Below are 15983 nucleotides of genomic sequence, written 5' to 3'. Positions count from 1 at the left end.
TATGTAAGAGGTGAACGGATAAGATGCGATGAAACTCGTCTGGATGATTCTGGGTCTTCTCGCCGTCGGCGCGGCTGTCGCCGGCGTCGTGCTGCCGCTCGTGCCGACGACGCCCTTCCTGCTGCTTGCCGCCTTCGCCTTTGCCCGCAGTTCGCCCCGGCTGGAGGCGTGGCTGCTCAATCACCCGCGTTTCGGCCCGCTGATCGTCGATTGGCGGATGGAAGGTGCGATCGGGCGCCGCTCCAAGGCCGTCGCCGTGACGACGATGGCCGCAACACCGGCCGTCACCTGGGCGATCGGGGCGAACGCGACCGTCTTGTCGGTCCAGATCGTCGTGTTGTCGGTCGCCGCGCTCTTCGTGCTCACCCGGCCTGAACCGTCGGGTCGGTGATTTCGCCGACGATTACTCGACCGCCAACAGCGCGTCAAGGCGCGAGGGCCGCGGCTCAGGCACCCCTGTGGGCTTCGGGCCTCCATAGGCCCAGTCGAGGAGTTCGACCGTGTGCAGGATCGGGATGTCCGTGCCGGTGGCGATCTGGGTGATGCAGCCGATATTGCCCGTGGCGACGATGTCCGGCTTCGTCGCCTCGATGTTGCGCACCTTGCGCGCCTTCAGCTGCGCCGAGATCTCCGGCTGCATGATGTTGTAGGTGCCCGCCGACCCGCAGCACAGATGCCCCTCGGCCGGATCCTTCACGCTGAACCCGGCTGCTTTCAGCAGCGTTTTCGGCGCGGTCGTGATCTTCTGGCCGTGCTGCATCGAGCAGGCGGAGTGGTAGGCGACCGTCAGGTTCGGCTTGAGCGCCGGTTCGGGCCGCTCGATGGAGGCGAGATACTCCGTCACGTCCTTGGCGAGCTGCGACACCCGCGCCGCCTTGTCGGCATATGCGAGGTCTTCGCGCAGCATCCAGCCATAGTCCTTGATGGTGGTGCCGCAGCCAGAAGCGGTGACGATGATGGCGTCCAATCCGCCGTTGTCGATTTCGCGCGTCCAGGCGTCGACATTGCGGCGCGCGTCGTCGAGCGCCTTTTCCTCGCGGCCCATGTGATGGACCAGCGCGCCGCAGCAGCCCTCGCCCTGGGGAACGACGACCTCGACGCCGAGCCGGGTCAGGAGGCGGATCGTCGCCTCGTTGATGCCGGGCTTCAGCACCGGCTGGGCGCAGCCGGTGAGGATGGCCACGCGGCCGCGTTTCTCCGTGGCGGGCGCATGGCTGCCCGGCATGGCGAAGGGCGACGGCTTTTCGACCGCCTTCGGCGCGAGGTCGAGCATCGCGCCGAAGGGTTTCAGCGGCGGGATCGCCTTCAGAAGGCCGGCGAAGGGCCGGCCGAGCCGGGCGGCGGCGAGCGAGGCGCGGAACCGGCCCGGATAGGGCAACACCAGCGCCAGCACGTTGCGGGTGATCCGGTCGAAGAGCGGCCGGCGGTAGGTTTTTTCGATATGGGCGCGGGCGTGATCGACCAGATGCATGTAGTGCACGCCCGACGGGCAGGTCGTCATGCAGGCGAGGCAGGACAGGCACCTGTCGATATGGGTCACGACCTGCTTGTCGGCGGGCCGGTCGTTTTCCAGCATGTCCTTGATCAGGTAGATGCGCCCGCGCGGACTGTCGAGCTCGTTGCCGAGCGTCACATAGGTCGGGCAGGTCGCCGTGCAGAAACCGCAATGCACGCAGGTGCGCAGAATCTTCTCCGCCGCCGCGACGCCGGGATCGCGCAACTGCTCGGTGGTGAAATTGGTCTGCACGGCAACTCGCTTTTCTGAACCGTCAGATCCACCAGGTGGCCGGATCGGAGATCGGTTCGTTCTTGTTGAGCGCCATCATGCCCTTGACGACGCGCACGATGACCCAGACGCCGACGGCCAGCATCAGCAGGAAACCGATCCCGACGATGAACAGCAGCGCTGAAATGAAGGAGTAGAGCAGGCCGATCCAGAAGGTCCGGATCTGCCAAGTGTAGTGGGATTCGACGAAGCCGCCGGCCTTGCCGCGGTTGATGTAGGCCATCACGATGCCGACGATGGCGGTGATGCCGACAACGAAGCCGACGAGATAGAGGATGTAGATCGCGAGCGCATTTTGCGGGCCCGCTTCAAGCCATTTGTCGGTCTCACGCGGAGCGGGTGAAGGAGCCGTGTTCTGGGGATCGGTCATGGGGGTTCTCCGTTGGATGGGTCAGGCGGCCTTGCGCCCGTCATTCCACACCATCCGTCCCGGATTGAAAACTCCCCTGGGGTCAAGCGACGCGCGAACGCGCTCCGCCAGGGCCGCCACGGCCGGCGCCTGCGGCTGGAACACCGGAACCGAGCGGCGGATTTCGTCGCCGGCCCGGATCAGCGTCGCGTGACCGCCGCCGCATTTCGCCACCGCCGCGCGCACCGCCTCGGCCGCCGCATCGGTTTCGTCATCGAGCTGCAGCCAGACGAGGCCGCCCTGCCAGTCGTAGAAGGCCTCTCCGGCGGTCTCGCGCAGGATCAGCGCCGCGACGTCATGGCCCGCCATCGGCGCGACCGAGATCTTCCAGAGCGGTCGCGTGCCCCCGGCGAAGGGAGCGACGTCGCGCAGGCCGGACCACAGGTCACGCGAGGCGGACACATCGAGCGTCTCCATGTCCGGGGCGCCGGTGAGCGTGTCACGCAGGCGCTGCAACCGAGCGTCGACGGATTCGGCAAATCCCTCCAGCCGCAGAAGCGTCGCCGCGCCTCCGTCGAGCCCGGTCCGTGCGGCCACGCCCTCCGGCAGATGCGCCGCGCCGGACACCTCCGCGCTCGTGCCAAGCGCGGCGGCCATCAGATTTGCGCCCTCGCCGTCGGACAGTCCGCGCAGGACGAGCGTCGTCTCGGTCTGCGGCCGCGGCAGCAGCTTGAACGAGACTTCGGTCAGCAATCCGAGCGTGCCCCAGCTCCCGGCCATGAGCTTGACGAGGTCGAGGCCGGTGACGTTTTTCATCACCTTGCCGCCATTCCGGATCACCTCGCCCGCCCCGTTGACGAAGCGCGCGCCGATCAGCGCGTCGCGCGCGGCGCCGACAGTGATGCGGCGTGGGCCGGCGATGTTGGCGGCGGCGATGGCGCCGATGGTGGGCACGCCATTGGCGCCAAAGAGGCCGCGCCAGTCGCCCGGCTCGAAGGCCAGCATCTGGTTGTTCTCGTCGAGCGCGGCGGCGATGTCGGCGACCGGCGTCCCAGCCCTGGCCGTCAGCACCAGCTCGCCCGGATTGTATTCCGTGATGCCGGAAAGCGCGGCCGTCGAGAGGACGCGGTCGGCCGCTAAGGGCTGACCGATCCCCCGCTTCGTGCCGCCACCGGCGATCTCCAGCGTCGTGCCGGCCGATGCCGCGTCGCGGATGATGTCGGCCGCCTCGTCCTCCGAGGCGGGCATGATCGTTTCCATGGTCGTCATGATCACCCCGCCTTGCGCATTTCGAGGTCGAGCGGGAAGACCTTGGACGGGTTGAGCAGCCACCCCGGGTCGAAGGCGGCGCGCACGCGCATCTGCTGGTTCAGATCGGTCTCGGTGAACTGGTGCAGCATCAGGTCGCGCTTCTCGATGCCGACGCCGTGCTCACCGGTCAGGCAACCGCCGGCATCGACGCAGAGTTTCAGGATCTCCATGCCCGCGGCTTCCGCCTTCTCCGCCTCGACCGGATCGTTGACGTTGTAGAGGATCAGCGGATGCATGTTGCCGTCGCCGGCGTGGAACACATTGGCGACCCTGAGGCCATATTTCTCGACGATGACGGACGTCTCGCGCAGCACGTGAGAGAGCTGACCGAGCGGCACCGTGCCGTCCATGCAGATGTAGTCGGCGACGCGGCCGGTGGCGCCGAAGGCGGATTTGCGTCCCTTCCAGATCGTCGCCGCCTCGAGAGCCGACTGGCTTTCCTTGACGCGCTTGACGTTGTGGCGCCGCGCGATCTCGATGATCTTGGCGAGCATCGCGTCCATCTCGTCGTCGGAGCCTTCCACCTCGACGATCAGCAGCGCGGCGACATCCATCGGATAGCCGGCCTGGGCGAAGGCCTCGCAGATGTCGATGGCCGGCTTGTCCATGAATTCGATGGCGACGGGGATGATGCCCGCGCCGATGATGTCGGCGACGCAGGCGCCTGCGACTTCGGAGGAATCGAAGCCGAACAGCACCGGACGCGCGCCCTCCGGCTTGGCGATCAGCCGCACGGTGGCCTCGGTGACGATGCCGAGCTGGCCTTCCGAGCCACAGACGAGGCCGAGGAGATCGTAGCCTTCGGCGTCCAGCGCCTTGCCGCCGAGCTCGATCACCGTGCCGTCATGCAGCACCATGGTGACGCCGAGCAGATTGTTGGTGGTCACTCCGTATTTCAGGCAATGGGCGCCGCCGGAATTCATGCCGATATTGCCGCCGATCGTGCAGGCGAGCTGCGAGGACGGGTCGGGCGCATAGAAGAAGCCGTCGGCTGAGACCTCGTCGGAAATGCGCAGATTGGTGACGCCGGCCTGGACCCGGGCGGTCCGGTTCTCGTAATCGACCTCCAGGATATGCGCCATCTTGGAGACGCCGATCACCACGGCATCCTCCTGCGGGATCGCGCCTCCAGCGAGCGACGTGCCTGCCCCGCGCGGTACTATCGGAACGCCGTTGTCGGAACAGTATTTCATGACGGCCGCGACCTGTTCGGTCGTTTGCGGCAGGACCACCGCCAGGGGCACGCGGCGATAAGCGGTGAAGGCGTCGGTCTCGAAGGGAACGAGTTCACGCTCATCGGTCACCAAGCAATCGGCCGCGACGAGGTCGGCGAGGCCCGCGCGGATCGCATCACGCCTGGCGAGCAGCTCGGCGCGCGGCTCCAAAAAGCGAATAGCGGTCATGCAGGCCCTCCCTGACACCCAGCCGGAACGACTGGTAAAGAAATCTTACCAGTTCAGACCAGCCGTTGCAATCAAAAGGCGAGCAACCGTCCGGACAAGGCGTTTTGCCCGGACGGCGAAAATGCCCCGTCAGTCGAGCAACACCCGCGGGAGCCACAGGGCGATGTCCGGGAAGGCGATGACCAAGCCGAGCGCGGCAAGCTGGATCAGCACGAAGGGGATGATGCCGAGATAGATCTGCTGGATCTTGATCTCGGGTGGCGCCACCGCCTTCATGTAGAACAGCGCGAAGCCGAAAGGCGGCGTCAGGAACGACGTCTGCAGGTTCACCGCGAGAAGGATCGCAAACCAGTAGGTCACCTCGTTGCGCATCACGTGGTCGCCGAAATCGAGCCCGGCGATCACCGGCGCGAAGACCGGCAACACGATCAGCGTGATCTCGATCCAGTCGAGGAAGAAGCCGAGCACGAAGACGATCGCCATGATCATCAGGAGCAGGCCCCAAGGGCCGAAACCCAGATGCTCGATGAAATTGTCGACCTGCGCCTCGCCGCCCAGCGCCCGGAACATGTAGGAAAAGAGCGTTGCGCCGACGAAGATGCCGAACAGCATCGCGTTGGTCAGGCCGGTGCGGATGATGACGTCTTTCAACACGTCCCAGAAATGGGCGAGATCGGCGCCGATGCCCCTGCCGGTGGCGTGATCGCCGAAATCTGCCTTCGCCTCACCCTCGAAATGGAATTCGGGGACCTTGAGGGTCGGCAGCAGCACCAGGTTGATGAAGGCGAGCAGGACGGCGCCCGCCGCGCCGACGCCGGCCGCTTCGGTGGGTGTCGCCAGCCCGCCGAGGATCGAGCCGAGCACGCAGACGATCAGGAAGACCGGCGGCAGGAAGGACCGCGCCAGCATGAGCCCGTAGGCGCCGGCCGTTTGCGGCCCCAGTTCGGGCGGCAGCTTGGGCGCGAGATGCGGCCGCAGGATCGTGATGACGATGATGTAGACCACATACATGGCCGACAGCATGAAGCCCGGAATGACGGCGGCGACAAAGAGATTGCCGACCGACCGCGACAGGAGGTCCGCCATGATCACCAGCATGATCGACGGCGGAATCAGAATGCCCAGCGTGCCGGAGGCGGCGATCGTGCCGGTCGAAAGCGTCTGCGCATAGCCGCGCTGGATCATCACCGGCAGCGCCAGCAGGCTCATCATCACAACCGACGCACCAATGATGCCCGTCGTCGCGGCGAGGATCGTGCCCATCAGTGTCACGGCGAGCGCCAGCCCGCCCGGCACGCGGCGCAGCAGCACCTGCAGGCAGTTCAGCAGATCACGCGCGACGCCGGACTTCTCCAGCATCGTGCCCATGAAGATGAACATCGGAATCGCGGTGAGGATCAGGTTCTCCGCGATCGCGCCGAAAATGCGCGACGGCAGCGCCCCGAACTGGGCGAGGTCGAACAGCCAGGGATCGACCATATAGGCGATGAAGCCGAAACCGAGGCCGATGCCACCGAGGACGAAGGCGACCGGGAACCCCGAAAACAGAAGTATTGCCAGCGACGCGAACATCAGCGCCGGCAGATAGGGACCGAGCCACTCCATTATTGTTCGCTCCCCAGCGTCTCGGCGACCATGTCATCGGGCAGGACGCCCCTGAAACCGGCCAGCGCCTTGATGAATTGGGAGACGGCCGCAAAGCCCATCAGCACGAACATGGCGACGAGCGCCGATTTGACGATCCAGATATGCGACAGCCCGATCGTCGATTTCGACATCTCGTGCTCGAGGAAGGAGGACAGCGCGTATTTGTAGCAATACCAGGCGCCCAGCAGGGCGTAGGTGAACAGGAACAGCGCGATACCGACCATCTCGACGAGATATTTCACCTTGATGGGGAAGCTGTCGCGCAAAAGGTCGATGCGCACATGGGCCTGCCGCTTGTAGGCGTAGCCGATCATCAGCGTGAACAGGAAGGTGTGCAGCCAGTATTCCGATTCCTGAAGCTGGGTGGAGTTCCAGCCGAAGGGCTTGGGCACGCCGAAATAGCGCGTCGCGACATCGACGCAGACGGCGATGATCAGGACGAAACCGGCCCAGGCGCCAAGCCGGCCGAAAAAGGCGAGCAGCTTGTCGATGGCCGCGCTGACGCCGAGCAAAGATTGCATGGATGTTCTCCTCCCCGTCCGCGACCCGCCGGGCTTCTGCCCCGGTCCTCCCCGATCGCGAAGACGCTTGCCCGTTACGCAGGAACGGGCAGCCGACAAGCCGGGGCCCGGCGCTCATGCGCCGGACCCCGCGTTTGATGAAAGGGGCTTACTTAAGGTAGCCGAGATCGGCCCAGACCTTGTATTCCTTGCGGAATTCCTGGAGCGAATCCCAAGAGGCCTTGAACGAGGCGTCGGCTGCGGCCTGCTCGGCTGCGACCTCGTTCCAGGTGGATTCGAGCTGATCCAGAATCTCCTGCGGCCAGCGGTGGATCTGGACGCCGTTCTCCTGCAGCTCGGCTAGCGCCTTGCCCTGGATCGCCTCACCCTCGGCCAGACCGAGCGCGATGTTGGCGCGGCAAGCCATGGTCACGAGGCTCTGCTGCGCGTCGCTCATCGCGTCCCACTTGTCCTTGTTGATCATCAACTCGAACATCGTCGATTGCTGGTGCCAGCCGGGGAAGTAGTAATGCTTGGCGACCTGGTAGAAGCCGAGATTGAGATCGATCGCCGGCATGGAGAACTCGGTCGCGTCGATCGTGCCGCGTTCCAGCGCCGGGTAGATGTCGGCGCCGGCCAGAAGCTGGGTGTCCACGCCGATCTTCTGCATGACCTTCGCGCCGAGCCCGAAGAAGCGCATCTTCTTGCCCTTGAGCTGGTCGAGCGACGTGATCTCCTCGCGGAACCAGCCGGAGGCTTCCGGTGCGATGACGGCGCAGATGATCGAATGGATGTTGTGCTTGGCATAGATCTCCTGCACCTGGTCCTCGCCGCCGCCATAGAGCAGCCATGCGAGGAACTCGCCCGCCGACGGACCGAAGGGCACGGCCGCAAACAGCGCCAGCGCGGGCTCCTTGCCCTGCCAGTAGCCCGGCGTCGACCATGCCGCGTCCACCGAGCCGTTCTTGACGGCGTCGAAGACCTCGAGGGCCGGCACCAGGGCGCCCGGCTCGAAGAACTTCACCTGCACGTCTCCTCCAGACGCTTCGGTGATGTTCGTCTCGAGAAGCTTGCCGAGCGTGCCGAGCTGGGTCAGGCTCGACGGATATGTCGAAGCCATCTTCAGACGCACGGGTTCGGCGACGGCAAGACCGGCCGTCAACATGCAGGCGGCGCCTGCAAGAAGCAGTTTCTTCAGCATAGATTTCCTCCCTTGGGTAAGTTCCGCATACTCCTCAACGGAAGACAGGCTAATGAATACGGGCGATAAAGCAACAAGACTTCACATCATCCGAAAGTTGCAGTCCGGCGCATGGCCGGACGCAGCGCGATCGCCGGAAGACGATTTTCCAGTTGGGACTGATCCAGTCAGGCGCTATCTCGTAGGAGTTTTCGACAAACGGGAAAAAATAGCTTCCCATTTGCGCCCGGATGGGTTTACCGGTTAAAGTGACGCTAGGTCACTGCGATCGCAAGCGTTCGAAAAAGAAGAAGAAGAACATTCAAGAAGAAGAAGAAAAAGAATGAGCAATTTTGGCGATCTCGAAATTTTCTCCCGCGTGGTTTCGGCCGGTTCCATGTCAGCGGCAGGGCGCGAGCTCGGCCTGTCGCCGGCCGTTGTCTCCAAGCGGCTACGCCGCCTCGAGGACCGTCTGGGGTCCCGGCTTCTGCAGCGCACGACGCGGCAGATCGCGCTGACGGAGGCCGGTCAGGGCTATTATGAGCGGGTCGTGGCGATCCTCGCCGGCATCGAGGAGGCGGAGGCTTTCGTCGCCCGCCGGTCGGCGACCGCGCGCGGCACGCTGAAGATCGCCGCGCCCACATCGTTTGCCCGCATGCATATCGCGCCGCATCTCGGCGCGTTCATGGAGGCCAATGCCGACCTTTCGATCAACCTGGTCCTGTCCGACGAATTCGTCGACATCGTCGGCGAAGGCTATGACGTCGCGATCCGCATCGCGGAACTGGCGGACTCCAGCCTGGTCGCCCGCAAGATCGCGCCGGTGCGCCGCATCCTGTGTGCATCGCCGCATTACATCGAACGACACGGCGCGCCGCGCGACCTGCACGACCTCGAGCGGCACAACTGCCTGACGCATCTGGCCGGCGAGGCCTGGCGCCTGGAAGGCCCGCAGGGCCTCGTCGCCTTCCGGCCGAATGGCGGCCTGACCACGAATTCGTCGGAAGTGGTGCGCGAGGCGGTGCTCGCCGGCATCGGCATCGGCCTCCGCTCCACATGGGACGTCGGGCCGGAACTCGCCGAAGGCAGGCTCGTCCAGGTGCTTCCCGACCACGAGGGATCGCGCAGCATCGCCGTCCACGCGATCTATCCCTCGCGCCAGTTCCTGCCGGTCAAGGTGCGGCTGTTCATCGACTACCTGGCCGATCTCTACGCCGGCGTGCCCTACTGGGAAGCCGGGCTGGCGGGCGAGGCCGGCATCGAGAACGAGGACGCCCCCCGCCGCGGTGGCAGCCGCCCGCTGACAGGCTCAGTGTGCGCCGTCGCTGTGTGACCGGCGAATACGGCGCACCACAGCCCAGATCGCAAGCACAACGAAGGGCACGGCGACAGCCGTGACCGCGGTGTCGGGAATGCCGAAGCGCTTCGGCTCCAATCCCTTCACCACATAGGCGATCAGCCCCACCACGTAATAGGAAACAGCGGCGACCGAGAGGCCCTCGACCGTCTGCTGCAGCCGCAATTGCAGCTTGGCGCGGGTGTTCATGGAATGCAGCAGGTCGCGGTTCTGCTTTTCCACCGCGACGTCGACCTTGGTGCGCAACAGCGTCGCCGCGCGGGCGAGCTTGCGCGACAGGTTGGCCAGGCGATCCTCGACGGAACGACAGGTTCGCATGGCCGGCGCAGTGCGGCGCACGAGGAAGCCCCGCCAGGTCTCGTAACCGGTGACCAGTTCCTCGCCCAGCGCGTCGAGCCGGTCATGCACGATCTCGTCATAGGCCCGGCTCGCGCCGAAACGATAGAGGCTCGAGGCGGCGTCGGCCTCCAGATCGGCGGCCAGCGCCGTGATCTCGTCGAGCAGCGATTCCGCCATGTCGGCGTCGGCGGACCGCATCCGGTTGGTCAGCGCGGCGAGTTGGTCCTCGGCCTTGCGCATGCGCGGCGACAGGCGCTGCGCGAGCGGCAGACCAAGCATGGCGAGCGTGCGATAAATCTCGATGTCGAACAGGCGCTGGGCCAGCGCGCCGGTGCGCTGTGGCGACATGCCCTTGTCGAGCACCAGGATCTGCGTCAGGCCGGACGCGTCTTGACGGAAGTCGGTGACGATGGTCGCAAGCCCCCCTTCCACCGACGAACAGCACAGGGTTGCCGGGTCGAAATGGGCGATCAGTTCCATCGCAGCCGGCGTGTGCTCGCGGATTTCCATCCGCACGCCGGCGATCAGCGTGCCGGGAGCCGGAAACTCCTCGCCGAAGGGATGGCCAAGCAGCGGCGCGCCGAACTCCGCCGGCAGCGGCCCCTGCCACAGATAGGTCGAGGCCTCCGTGTGGCGCTCCCACTGCAGCGTGCCCTTGCCGGTCACGATGGTGTGGTGGCGGGCCTGTTTCTCCGGCGGGGCCGAACCGTGCCGGCGCGACAATTCGCTGAGCACCGCGTGATCGACGGTCGATCCGCCCTCGGTCATGAAGCACAGCTTGATGAGCGCGCGCGGCGCGGACACCGACGGCGCCGGACGGGAATGGATCTCGCCCAGAGCGGTCGCCCGGTTGGCATGCAATGGAAAGCCGAAAGCGCCGCGCCGTTCGACGCTGTCTGGCGTGCTGGCGGGTTTCGGGTCTGAAGGGGTGGTTGCGTCGTTCATCGTCAATCGTTCGGCGGAGGGTCTGGCCGGACTATACCCTCGCGTTGCCGCAAAGCCACTGCGGGGATTGCCGCAGGCCGTTCAGCCACTTGCTCGTTCGATCGCCTCAGTCGTCAACCTCGTCGCGCCATGCGATCGCGTCGCGCGCCGCGTCGAGCGAGGCGAAGAGCCCGGCGCGCGGCCAGCGCGGATCAGTCTCCTTCTGCCAGGTCAGGTGAACGGCGGCGAAGCGGCCGTCGTGCGCGGCAAACAGGACGTCGTCCTGGCCGCCGACACGGCCGACCGCCCGCCAGCGCGTACCAGCAATATGGTGGCCGGGCGGCAATTGCTCGGCCAGCGCTGCGGAAAAGACCGCCGCCGCGCGCGCGTCGATCGCGACCCAACCGTCGATCGGTGACGCGGCAAACGCCTCGCGGGCACGCCGCGCCCATGCGGGCTCCATCCAGAGCGCTACCCGGCTTCTGAAATCCACCATCCGTCTCCCGTCGTGTGGCGCCGGAACAGGCTTTCCGGCCACGCCATCCAATTCGCGTCAGACAATGGACAATAAAATTGACCAATCCCTGTCCGGACCGATACTTTCGTCGCAAACAGGGAGTGCAGAATGCCGGAGGAGTTCTTTTCGCCGATCGATCACGTGCGCACGGCCGACGAGGTGTGCGCGCAGATCGAGACGCTGGTACTTGAGGGCGTTCTGCGCGTCGGCGACAAGCTCCCCGGCGAACGCGAACTGGCGCGCCAGTTCGACGTGTCGCGGCCGGTGCTGCGCGAAGCGATCAAGGATCTGGAAAGCCGCGGCCTCGTCGTCACCCGCCATGGCGGCGGCACCTTCGTCGCCGACGTCATCGGCGACGTGTTCTCGCCGATCATGCTGGAGCTGATCGCCAAGCATCCCAAGGCGACGCGCGACTATCTGGAATATCGCCGCGACGTCGAAGGCATCGCCGCCGCCTACGCCGCCGAGCGCGCGACCGACGACGACAAGGCGCTTCTGACCGACATCATGACGCGCATGAAGGCCGCGCATGGTGAGGAAAGCGTGAAGGCCGAGACGGAGATCGACATCGAGTTCCACAACGCCGTCTGCGAGGCCGCCCACAACATCCTGCTCCTGCACGCGCTGCGCTCCTGCTATCGGCTGCTGCAGAACGGCGTGTTCTTCAGCCGCGCGCTGGTCTACGGCCTGCCCGGCGCGCGCGAAGCGCTTCTGAACCAGCACCGCGCCATCTACGACGCGATCATGGCCGGCGACCCTGCCGGCGCGAAACGGGCGGCGGAAGCCCATATGGAATTCGTGGAGCGATACAGCCGCGACGCCGAGCGGCTCAAATCCTGGCAAGCCATGTCACGCCTGCGCCGCGCGCAAAGGCTGGAAGAGGTGTGATCCGCGGGCTGCGCTGACTGCGGGTGGGTGTCCACACGCACACGACTCTCGGGTTCGATACCCTGTTCAGTTCAGAGTCGTGTCTCAGCATCATCACTTTTCTTGTCCGGCTTATCAGAAGCGGATAAGATTGGATAATTGAAGGAGATCGCCATGCCGTCCAGCTATCACATCGGCCAGCACTATGAATCGCTGGTGCGCGAGATGATCAGCAGCGGCCGCTACGCCAGTGCGAGCGAGGTCGTGCGCGACGCCTTGAGGCTTCTCGAAGAACGCGAAGAACAACGCAAGGCACGGATCGAAGCACTGCGGGAGGCGATCCGTGAAGGTAGCGACAGCGGCCCCAGCATTCCAGCAGAAAAGGTCTTTGCGGAGTTGCGCGCCCGATTCGGCGGCAACGACCGCACCTGATGCGGCTGGGCTATTCCCCCGCCGCGCGCCACGACCTGATCGTGATCGGGGACTACATCCACGCCGACAATCCTGCTGCGGCGATTCGGTTTGTCGATGAACTCGAAGCCCGCTGTGCCAAACTTGTCGACTTCCCGGAACTCGGCGTCGAAAGGTCCGACATCGCGCCGGGGCTTCGCGCAATCCGCTTTCGTGCTTACCTGATTTTCTACCGACTCGAAGACGGCCCGATCCGCATCGAGCGCGTCCTCCACGGCGCGCGCGACATCGCGGCAATCATGGGCGAAGGGTAGGCGCCCCTTCAGCCCCGCCTCACCCCTTCGAAACCGGCGGTTCCAGCAGGTTATGATGGCCGACATTGCGGATGTCGGTTTCGCCGGAGAGCGCCATCGTCAGGTCCAGTTCCTTGTGCAGCAATTCCAGCGCCTTGGTGACGCCCGCCTCGCCGGCTGCGCCGAGACCGTAGATGAAGGCGCGGCCGACGAAGGTCGATTTCGCGCCGAGCGCGATAGCCTTGAAGATGTCCTGGCCGGACCGGATGCCGGAATCGAGATGGAGCTCGATCTGGTCGCCAACCGCATCGACGATCGGCGGCAGCATGTCGATGGTCGCGGCCGCGCCGTCGAGCTGGCGGCCGCCATGGTTGGAGACGATGATCGCGTCGGCGCCGGTCCTGGCTGCGATCTTCGCGTCCTCGACGTCGTTGACGCCCTTGAGGATCAGCTTGCCGTCCCAGCGCTCCTTGATCCACTCGACCGATTCCCAGTCGAGCGTCGGATCGAACTGGCTGTTGGTCCAGTCCGACAACGAGGTCATGTCTTCCACGCCCTTCACGTGGCCGACGATGTTGCCGAAGGAGCGGTTCTTGGTGCCCGCCATGCCGAGGCACCAGGCGGGTTTGGTGGCGAGGTTGACGATGTTGGCGAAGGTCGGCTTGGGCGGGGCGGACAGGCCGTTCTTCACGTCCTTGTGGCGCTGGGCGAGGATCTGCAGGTCGAGCGTCAGCACGAGCGCCGAGCAGCCGGCGGCCTTGGCGCGGGCGATGAGGTCGGCGGCGAAGCCGCGGTCGCGCATGACGTAGAGCTGGAACCAGAAGGGCTTGGTCGTCGCCTTGGCGACCTCCTCCATGGAGCAGATGCTCATGGTCGACAGCGTGAAGGGCACGCCGAACTTCTCGGCGGCACGGGCGGCGTGGATCTCGCCGTCGGGGTGCTGCATGCCGGTCATGCCGACCGGTGAAAGCGCCACCGGCATGGAGATGTCGTGGCCGATCATGGTGGTGGCGACCGAACGATTGTCGATCTTGCGGGCGACGCGCTGGCGCAGCTTGATTCGCTCGAAGGCGTCGGTGTTGTCGCGATAGGTCGATTCGGTCCATGCGCCCGAATCGCAATAATCGTAGAACATGCGCGGCACGCGCCGGCGCGCGATCCGCTGCAGATCGTAAATGTCGGTGACCTTGTCGAGATTCATCGCCTGCTCTCTTCTGCCCGCTTCGTCAGACGGTCATAGCCGTTCGTCGAGCCGAGGAAAAGACGGCAGCGGGCGCGTGAAGCGCCCGACAGTCATGAATCTGCAATGATAAAGGGGGCTTAGCGGAACGAGGCGAAGTCGCTCGCCGAAACGCCGTAGCCGTCGCTCGGCACTTTCCCCGCCATGGCGCCGTCCGTGTAGACCGCGAGGCCCCAAAACGAGATGGCGAGAAGCGTGGCAGCCGACAGAAAAGCCGCGCGTATGGACATGACGAACTCCTGGTCGTTCCGTTTACCACGGCATGGAAGCATGCCTGACGAGGGATTGGCGTGCCATTCCTCACACAGCAACATCGGCACGGTTGGTGCCTATAGAGACTGCCTTGGGCTAATGCCATAGGGTTAGTCCGGTTCCATAAATATTTCATAAAGGCGACCCGAAGTTCGGCCCATGGCGTTGCAAAACCGCATCACCGCATTCGGCGAGATCGTCGCCCATCCCGCCCGGGGCCTGTTCACGGGCAATCGCGGCATCCTGCACGATCCGCAAACCCGCACGCTGCATCCCCGAAAACGCTGGACGACAAAGGCCTGGATCATCTGCGTGTGCGCGTTCAAGGGCCGCCACCGCGAGGTGATGGGCCGCAACGGCCGAAACGGCGGCGCGGGTTGGACGGAACTGTTCTTCCTTGACGAGGCGACGGCGCTCGCCGCCGGCCACCGTCCCTGTTTCGAATGCCGCCGCGCCGATGCGCGCGCCTTCCGCGCGGCATGGACGGCCGGCAATGGCGGCGAATCACCCAAGGCACCCGCCATGGACGCCGTGCTGCATGCCGAGCGGCTCGACGGGCGAGCCAAGCGCCTGCATCCCCTGCCCTGCGCGCCAAAAGACCTTCCCGACGGTGCGATGGTCGCCAACGGCGGACGGGCGTTCCTGGTCCGCCGCGGTCGGCTTCTGGAATGGTCGCTCGAAGGCTACCGCCCGATCACAAGTCCGCCGGCCGGGCTGCGGCTTCTGACCCCGCCATCGACGGTCGCCGCGCTTGCCGCCGGATACCGGCCCGTGTTGCATCCGACGGCCTCCGGCGATTGACCTTTGACGGCCGCCGGGCCATGGCTTGGCCATGCGCGCCAATTACCGCATGCAACGCCTCTTCATCGACGCGCCGCTTCGCGGCCGCGAGACGATCGCGCTCGACAAGGCCCAGTCCAACTATCTCCTGAACGTGCTGCGCCTGAGCGACGGCGCCGAACTGCTTGTCTTCAACGGTCGCGACGGGGAATGGCGCGCGCGCCTGCGTCCGGCGGGCAGGAAACAGGCCGCGCTGGAGGTCGACAGCCTCGAACGGCCGCAGCCGGCCGCCCCCGACCTCGTCTATTGCTTCGCGCCGCTGAAGACCGGCCGGCTCGACTACATGGTCCAGAAGGCCGTAGAAATGGGTGCGGGCGTCCTGCAGCCGGTGATGACGCACCACACCCAGGTCTCCAAGCTGAATGTCGAGCGCATGGCGGCCAACGCGATCGAGGCCGCCGAGCAATGCGGCGTCCTGGCCGTGCCGGAATGCCGCGAGGCGGTGAAATTCGACCGGCTGCTCGCCGACTGGGAGCCGGACAGGCGGCTGATCTTCGCCGACGAGGACGCCGGGACCAACAATCCGCTCGCCGCGCTGCAGGCGATCACGGACAAGACGCTCGGCGTCATCATCGGCCCGGAAGGCGGGTTCTCGGATGCCGAACGGAGCCAGCTTCACGCCCTGCCCTTCGTCACCGCCATTCCGCTGGGGCCCCGCATCCTGCGCGCCGACACGGCGGCCGTCGCGGCACTGGCCGTCATCCAGGCGACGGCGGGCGACTGGTAACCCCTGAAACCTTCAACAGCGCAACCGCTCCGTATACCCT

At 65.6% G+C, this 15983-nt stretch carries 18 protein-coding genes; 7 read left to right on the top strand and 11 right to left on the bottom strand.

Features of this window, described 5'->3' with window-relative positions; genetic code table 11:
• Positions 1 to 28: 28 nt before the first annotated feature.
• Complete coding sequence (locus MRY80_RS25935; protein ID WP_293294578.1) at positions 29 to 391, top strand: YbaN family protein; 363 nt, start codon at positions 29 to 31, stop codon at positions 389 to 391.
• 12 nt (positions 392 to 403) lie between these two features.
• On the opposite strand, the gene glcF is transcribed toward MRY80_RS25935, so the two are convergent.
• The 7 genes from glcF to MRY80_RS25900 form a co-directional block, all read right to left on the bottom strand.
• Positions 404 to 1747, bottom strand: a complete 1344-nt coding sequence (gene glcF, locus MRY80_RS25930) for a glycolate oxidase subunit GlcF (RefSeq protein ID WP_293294576.1) — start codon at positions 1745 to 1747, stop codon at positions 404 to 406.
• A gap of 22 nt (positions 1748 to 1769) precedes the next feature.
• Entirely contained in the window at positions 1770 to 2156 is a 387-nt protein-coding gene (locus MRY80_RS25925) for a DUF4870 domain-containing protein (protein ID WP_293294574.1), read from the bottom strand.
• A 21-nt stretch (positions 2157 to 2177) separates the two neighbouring features.
• Positions 2178 to 3395 carry a glycolate oxidase subunit GlcE gene (glcE, locus tag MRY80_RS25920; RefSeq protein ID WP_293294924.1) on the bottom strand — a complete coding sequence of 406 codons (1218 nt, stop codon included), beginning with the start codon at positions 3393 to 3395 and terminating at the stop codon, positions 2178 to 2180.
• An 11-nt stretch (positions 3396 to 3406) separates the two neighbouring features.
• The gene (locus MRY80_RS25915) at positions 3407 to 4849 is read right to left on the bottom strand and encodes an FAD-linked oxidase C-terminal domain-containing protein (RefSeq protein ID WP_293294572.1); all 1443 of its coding nucleotides are present in this window, start codon (positions 4847 to 4849) and stop codon (positions 3407 to 3409) included.
• A 129-nt stretch (positions 4850 to 4978) separates the two neighbouring features.
• Positions 4979 to 6454: a TRAP transporter large permease subunit gene (locus MRY80_RS25910; protein WP_293294571.1), complete on the bottom strand. Its 1476-nt coding sequence runs from the start codon at positions 6452 to 6454 to the stop codon at positions 4979 to 4981.
• On the bottom strand, positions 6454 to 7017 hold the full coding sequence (locus tag MRY80_RS25905) for a TRAP transporter small permease subunit (protein WP_293294569.1): 564 nt from the start codon (positions 7015 to 7017) through the stop codon (positions 6454 to 6456). The genes MRY80_RS25910 and MRY80_RS25905 overlap by 1 nt, the downstream gene beginning before the upstream one ends.
• A gap of 148 nt (positions 7018 to 7165) precedes the next feature.
• Positions 7166 to 8197, bottom strand: a complete 1032-nt coding sequence (locus MRY80_RS25900) for a TRAP transporter substrate-binding protein (RefSeq protein WP_293294568.1) — start codon at positions 8195 to 8197, stop codon at positions 7166 to 7168.
• Positions 8198 to 8519: 322 nt separating this feature from the next.
• Here MRY80_RS25900 and MRY80_RS25895 point away from each other — a divergent pair, with 322 nt between their 5' ends.
• Positions 8520 to 9509 (top strand): LysR family transcriptional regulator, encoded by a 990-nt coding sequence (locus tag MRY80_RS25895; protein WP_293294567.1) that lies wholly within the window; start codon positions 8520 to 8522, stop codon positions 9507 to 9509.
• Here MRY80_RS25895 and MRY80_RS25890 read toward each other — a convergent pair.
• Positions 9486 to 10817: a DUF3422 family protein gene (locus MRY80_RS25890; protein ID WP_293294566.1), complete on the bottom strand. Its 1332-nt coding sequence runs from the start codon at positions 10815 to 10817 to the stop codon at positions 9486 to 9488. The genes MRY80_RS25895 and MRY80_RS25890 overlap by 24 nt on opposite strands.
• Before the next feature lie 106 nt (positions 10818 to 10923).
• The gene (locus MRY80_RS25885; RefSeq protein WP_293294564.1) at positions 10924 to 11289 is read right to left on the bottom strand and encodes a hypothetical protein; all 366 of its coding nucleotides are present in this window, start codon (positions 11287 to 11289) and stop codon (positions 10924 to 10926) included.
• Between the two features lie 132 nt (positions 11290 to 11421).
• On the opposite strand from MRY80_RS25885, the gene MRY80_RS25880 reads away from it, so the two are divergent.
• The 3 genes from MRY80_RS25880 to MRY80_RS25870 all read left to right on the top strand — a co-directional run bounded on the left by MRY80_RS25880 (position 11422) and on the right by MRY80_RS25870 (position 12905).
• Positions 11422 to 12201: a FadR/GntR family transcriptional regulator gene (locus MRY80_RS25880; protein ID WP_293294563.1), complete on the top strand. Its 780-nt coding sequence runs from the start codon at positions 11422 to 11424 to the stop codon at positions 12199 to 12201.
• 153 nt (positions 12202 to 12354) lie between these two features.
• Positions 12355 to 12612, top strand: a complete 258-nt coding sequence (locus tag MRY80_RS25875) for a type II toxin-antitoxin system ParD family antitoxin (protein WP_293294562.1) — start codon at positions 12355 to 12357, stop codon at positions 12610 to 12612.
• On the top strand, positions 12612 to 12905 hold the full coding sequence (locus tag MRY80_RS25870; RefSeq protein ID WP_293294561.1) for a type II toxin-antitoxin system RelE/ParE family toxin: 294 nt from the start codon (positions 12612 to 12614) through the stop codon (positions 12903 to 12905). The genes MRY80_RS25875 and MRY80_RS25870 overlap by 1 nt, the downstream gene beginning before the upstream one ends.
• Positions 12906 to 12924: 19 nt before the next feature.
• On the opposite strand, the gene MRY80_RS25865 is transcribed toward MRY80_RS25870, so the two are convergent.
• Together MRY80_RS25865 and MRY80_RS25860 are read right to left on the bottom strand one after the other, a co-directional pair.
• Complete coding sequence (locus tag MRY80_RS25865; protein WP_293294559.1) at positions 12925 to 14085, bottom strand: alpha-hydroxy acid oxidase; 1161 nt, start codon at positions 14083 to 14085, stop codon at positions 12925 to 12927.
• Between the two features lie 119 nt (positions 14086 to 14204).
• A complete protein-coding gene (locus MRY80_RS25860; protein WP_293294558.1) occupies positions 14205 to 14354 on the bottom strand; it encodes a hypothetical protein in 150 nt (49 codons plus the stop codon).
• 181 nt (positions 14355 to 14535) lie between these two features.
• Between MRY80_RS25860 and MRY80_RS25855 the strand changes: the two genes are divergently transcribed.
• A complete protein-coding gene (locus tag MRY80_RS25855; protein ID WP_293294557.1) occupies positions 14536 to 15177 on the top strand; it encodes a hypothetical protein in 642 nt (213 codons plus the stop codon).
• 31 nt (positions 15178 to 15208) lie between these two features.
• Positions 15209 to 15943, top strand: a complete 735-nt coding sequence (locus MRY80_RS25850) for a 16S rRNA (uracil(1498)-N(3))-methyltransferase (RefSeq protein ID WP_293294556.1) — start codon at positions 15209 to 15211, stop codon at positions 15941 to 15943.
• Positions 15944 to 15983: the final 40 nt, after the last annotated feature.

It is taken from the genome of Oricola sp. (assembly GCF_022763245.1).
Taxonomy (GTDB): Bacteria; Pseudomonadota; Alphaproteobacteria; order Rhizobiales; family Rhizobiaceae; genus Oricola.
Note: the sequence above shows the minus strand (reverse complement) of the source record. Positions and strands in the feature narration are given on the sequence as shown.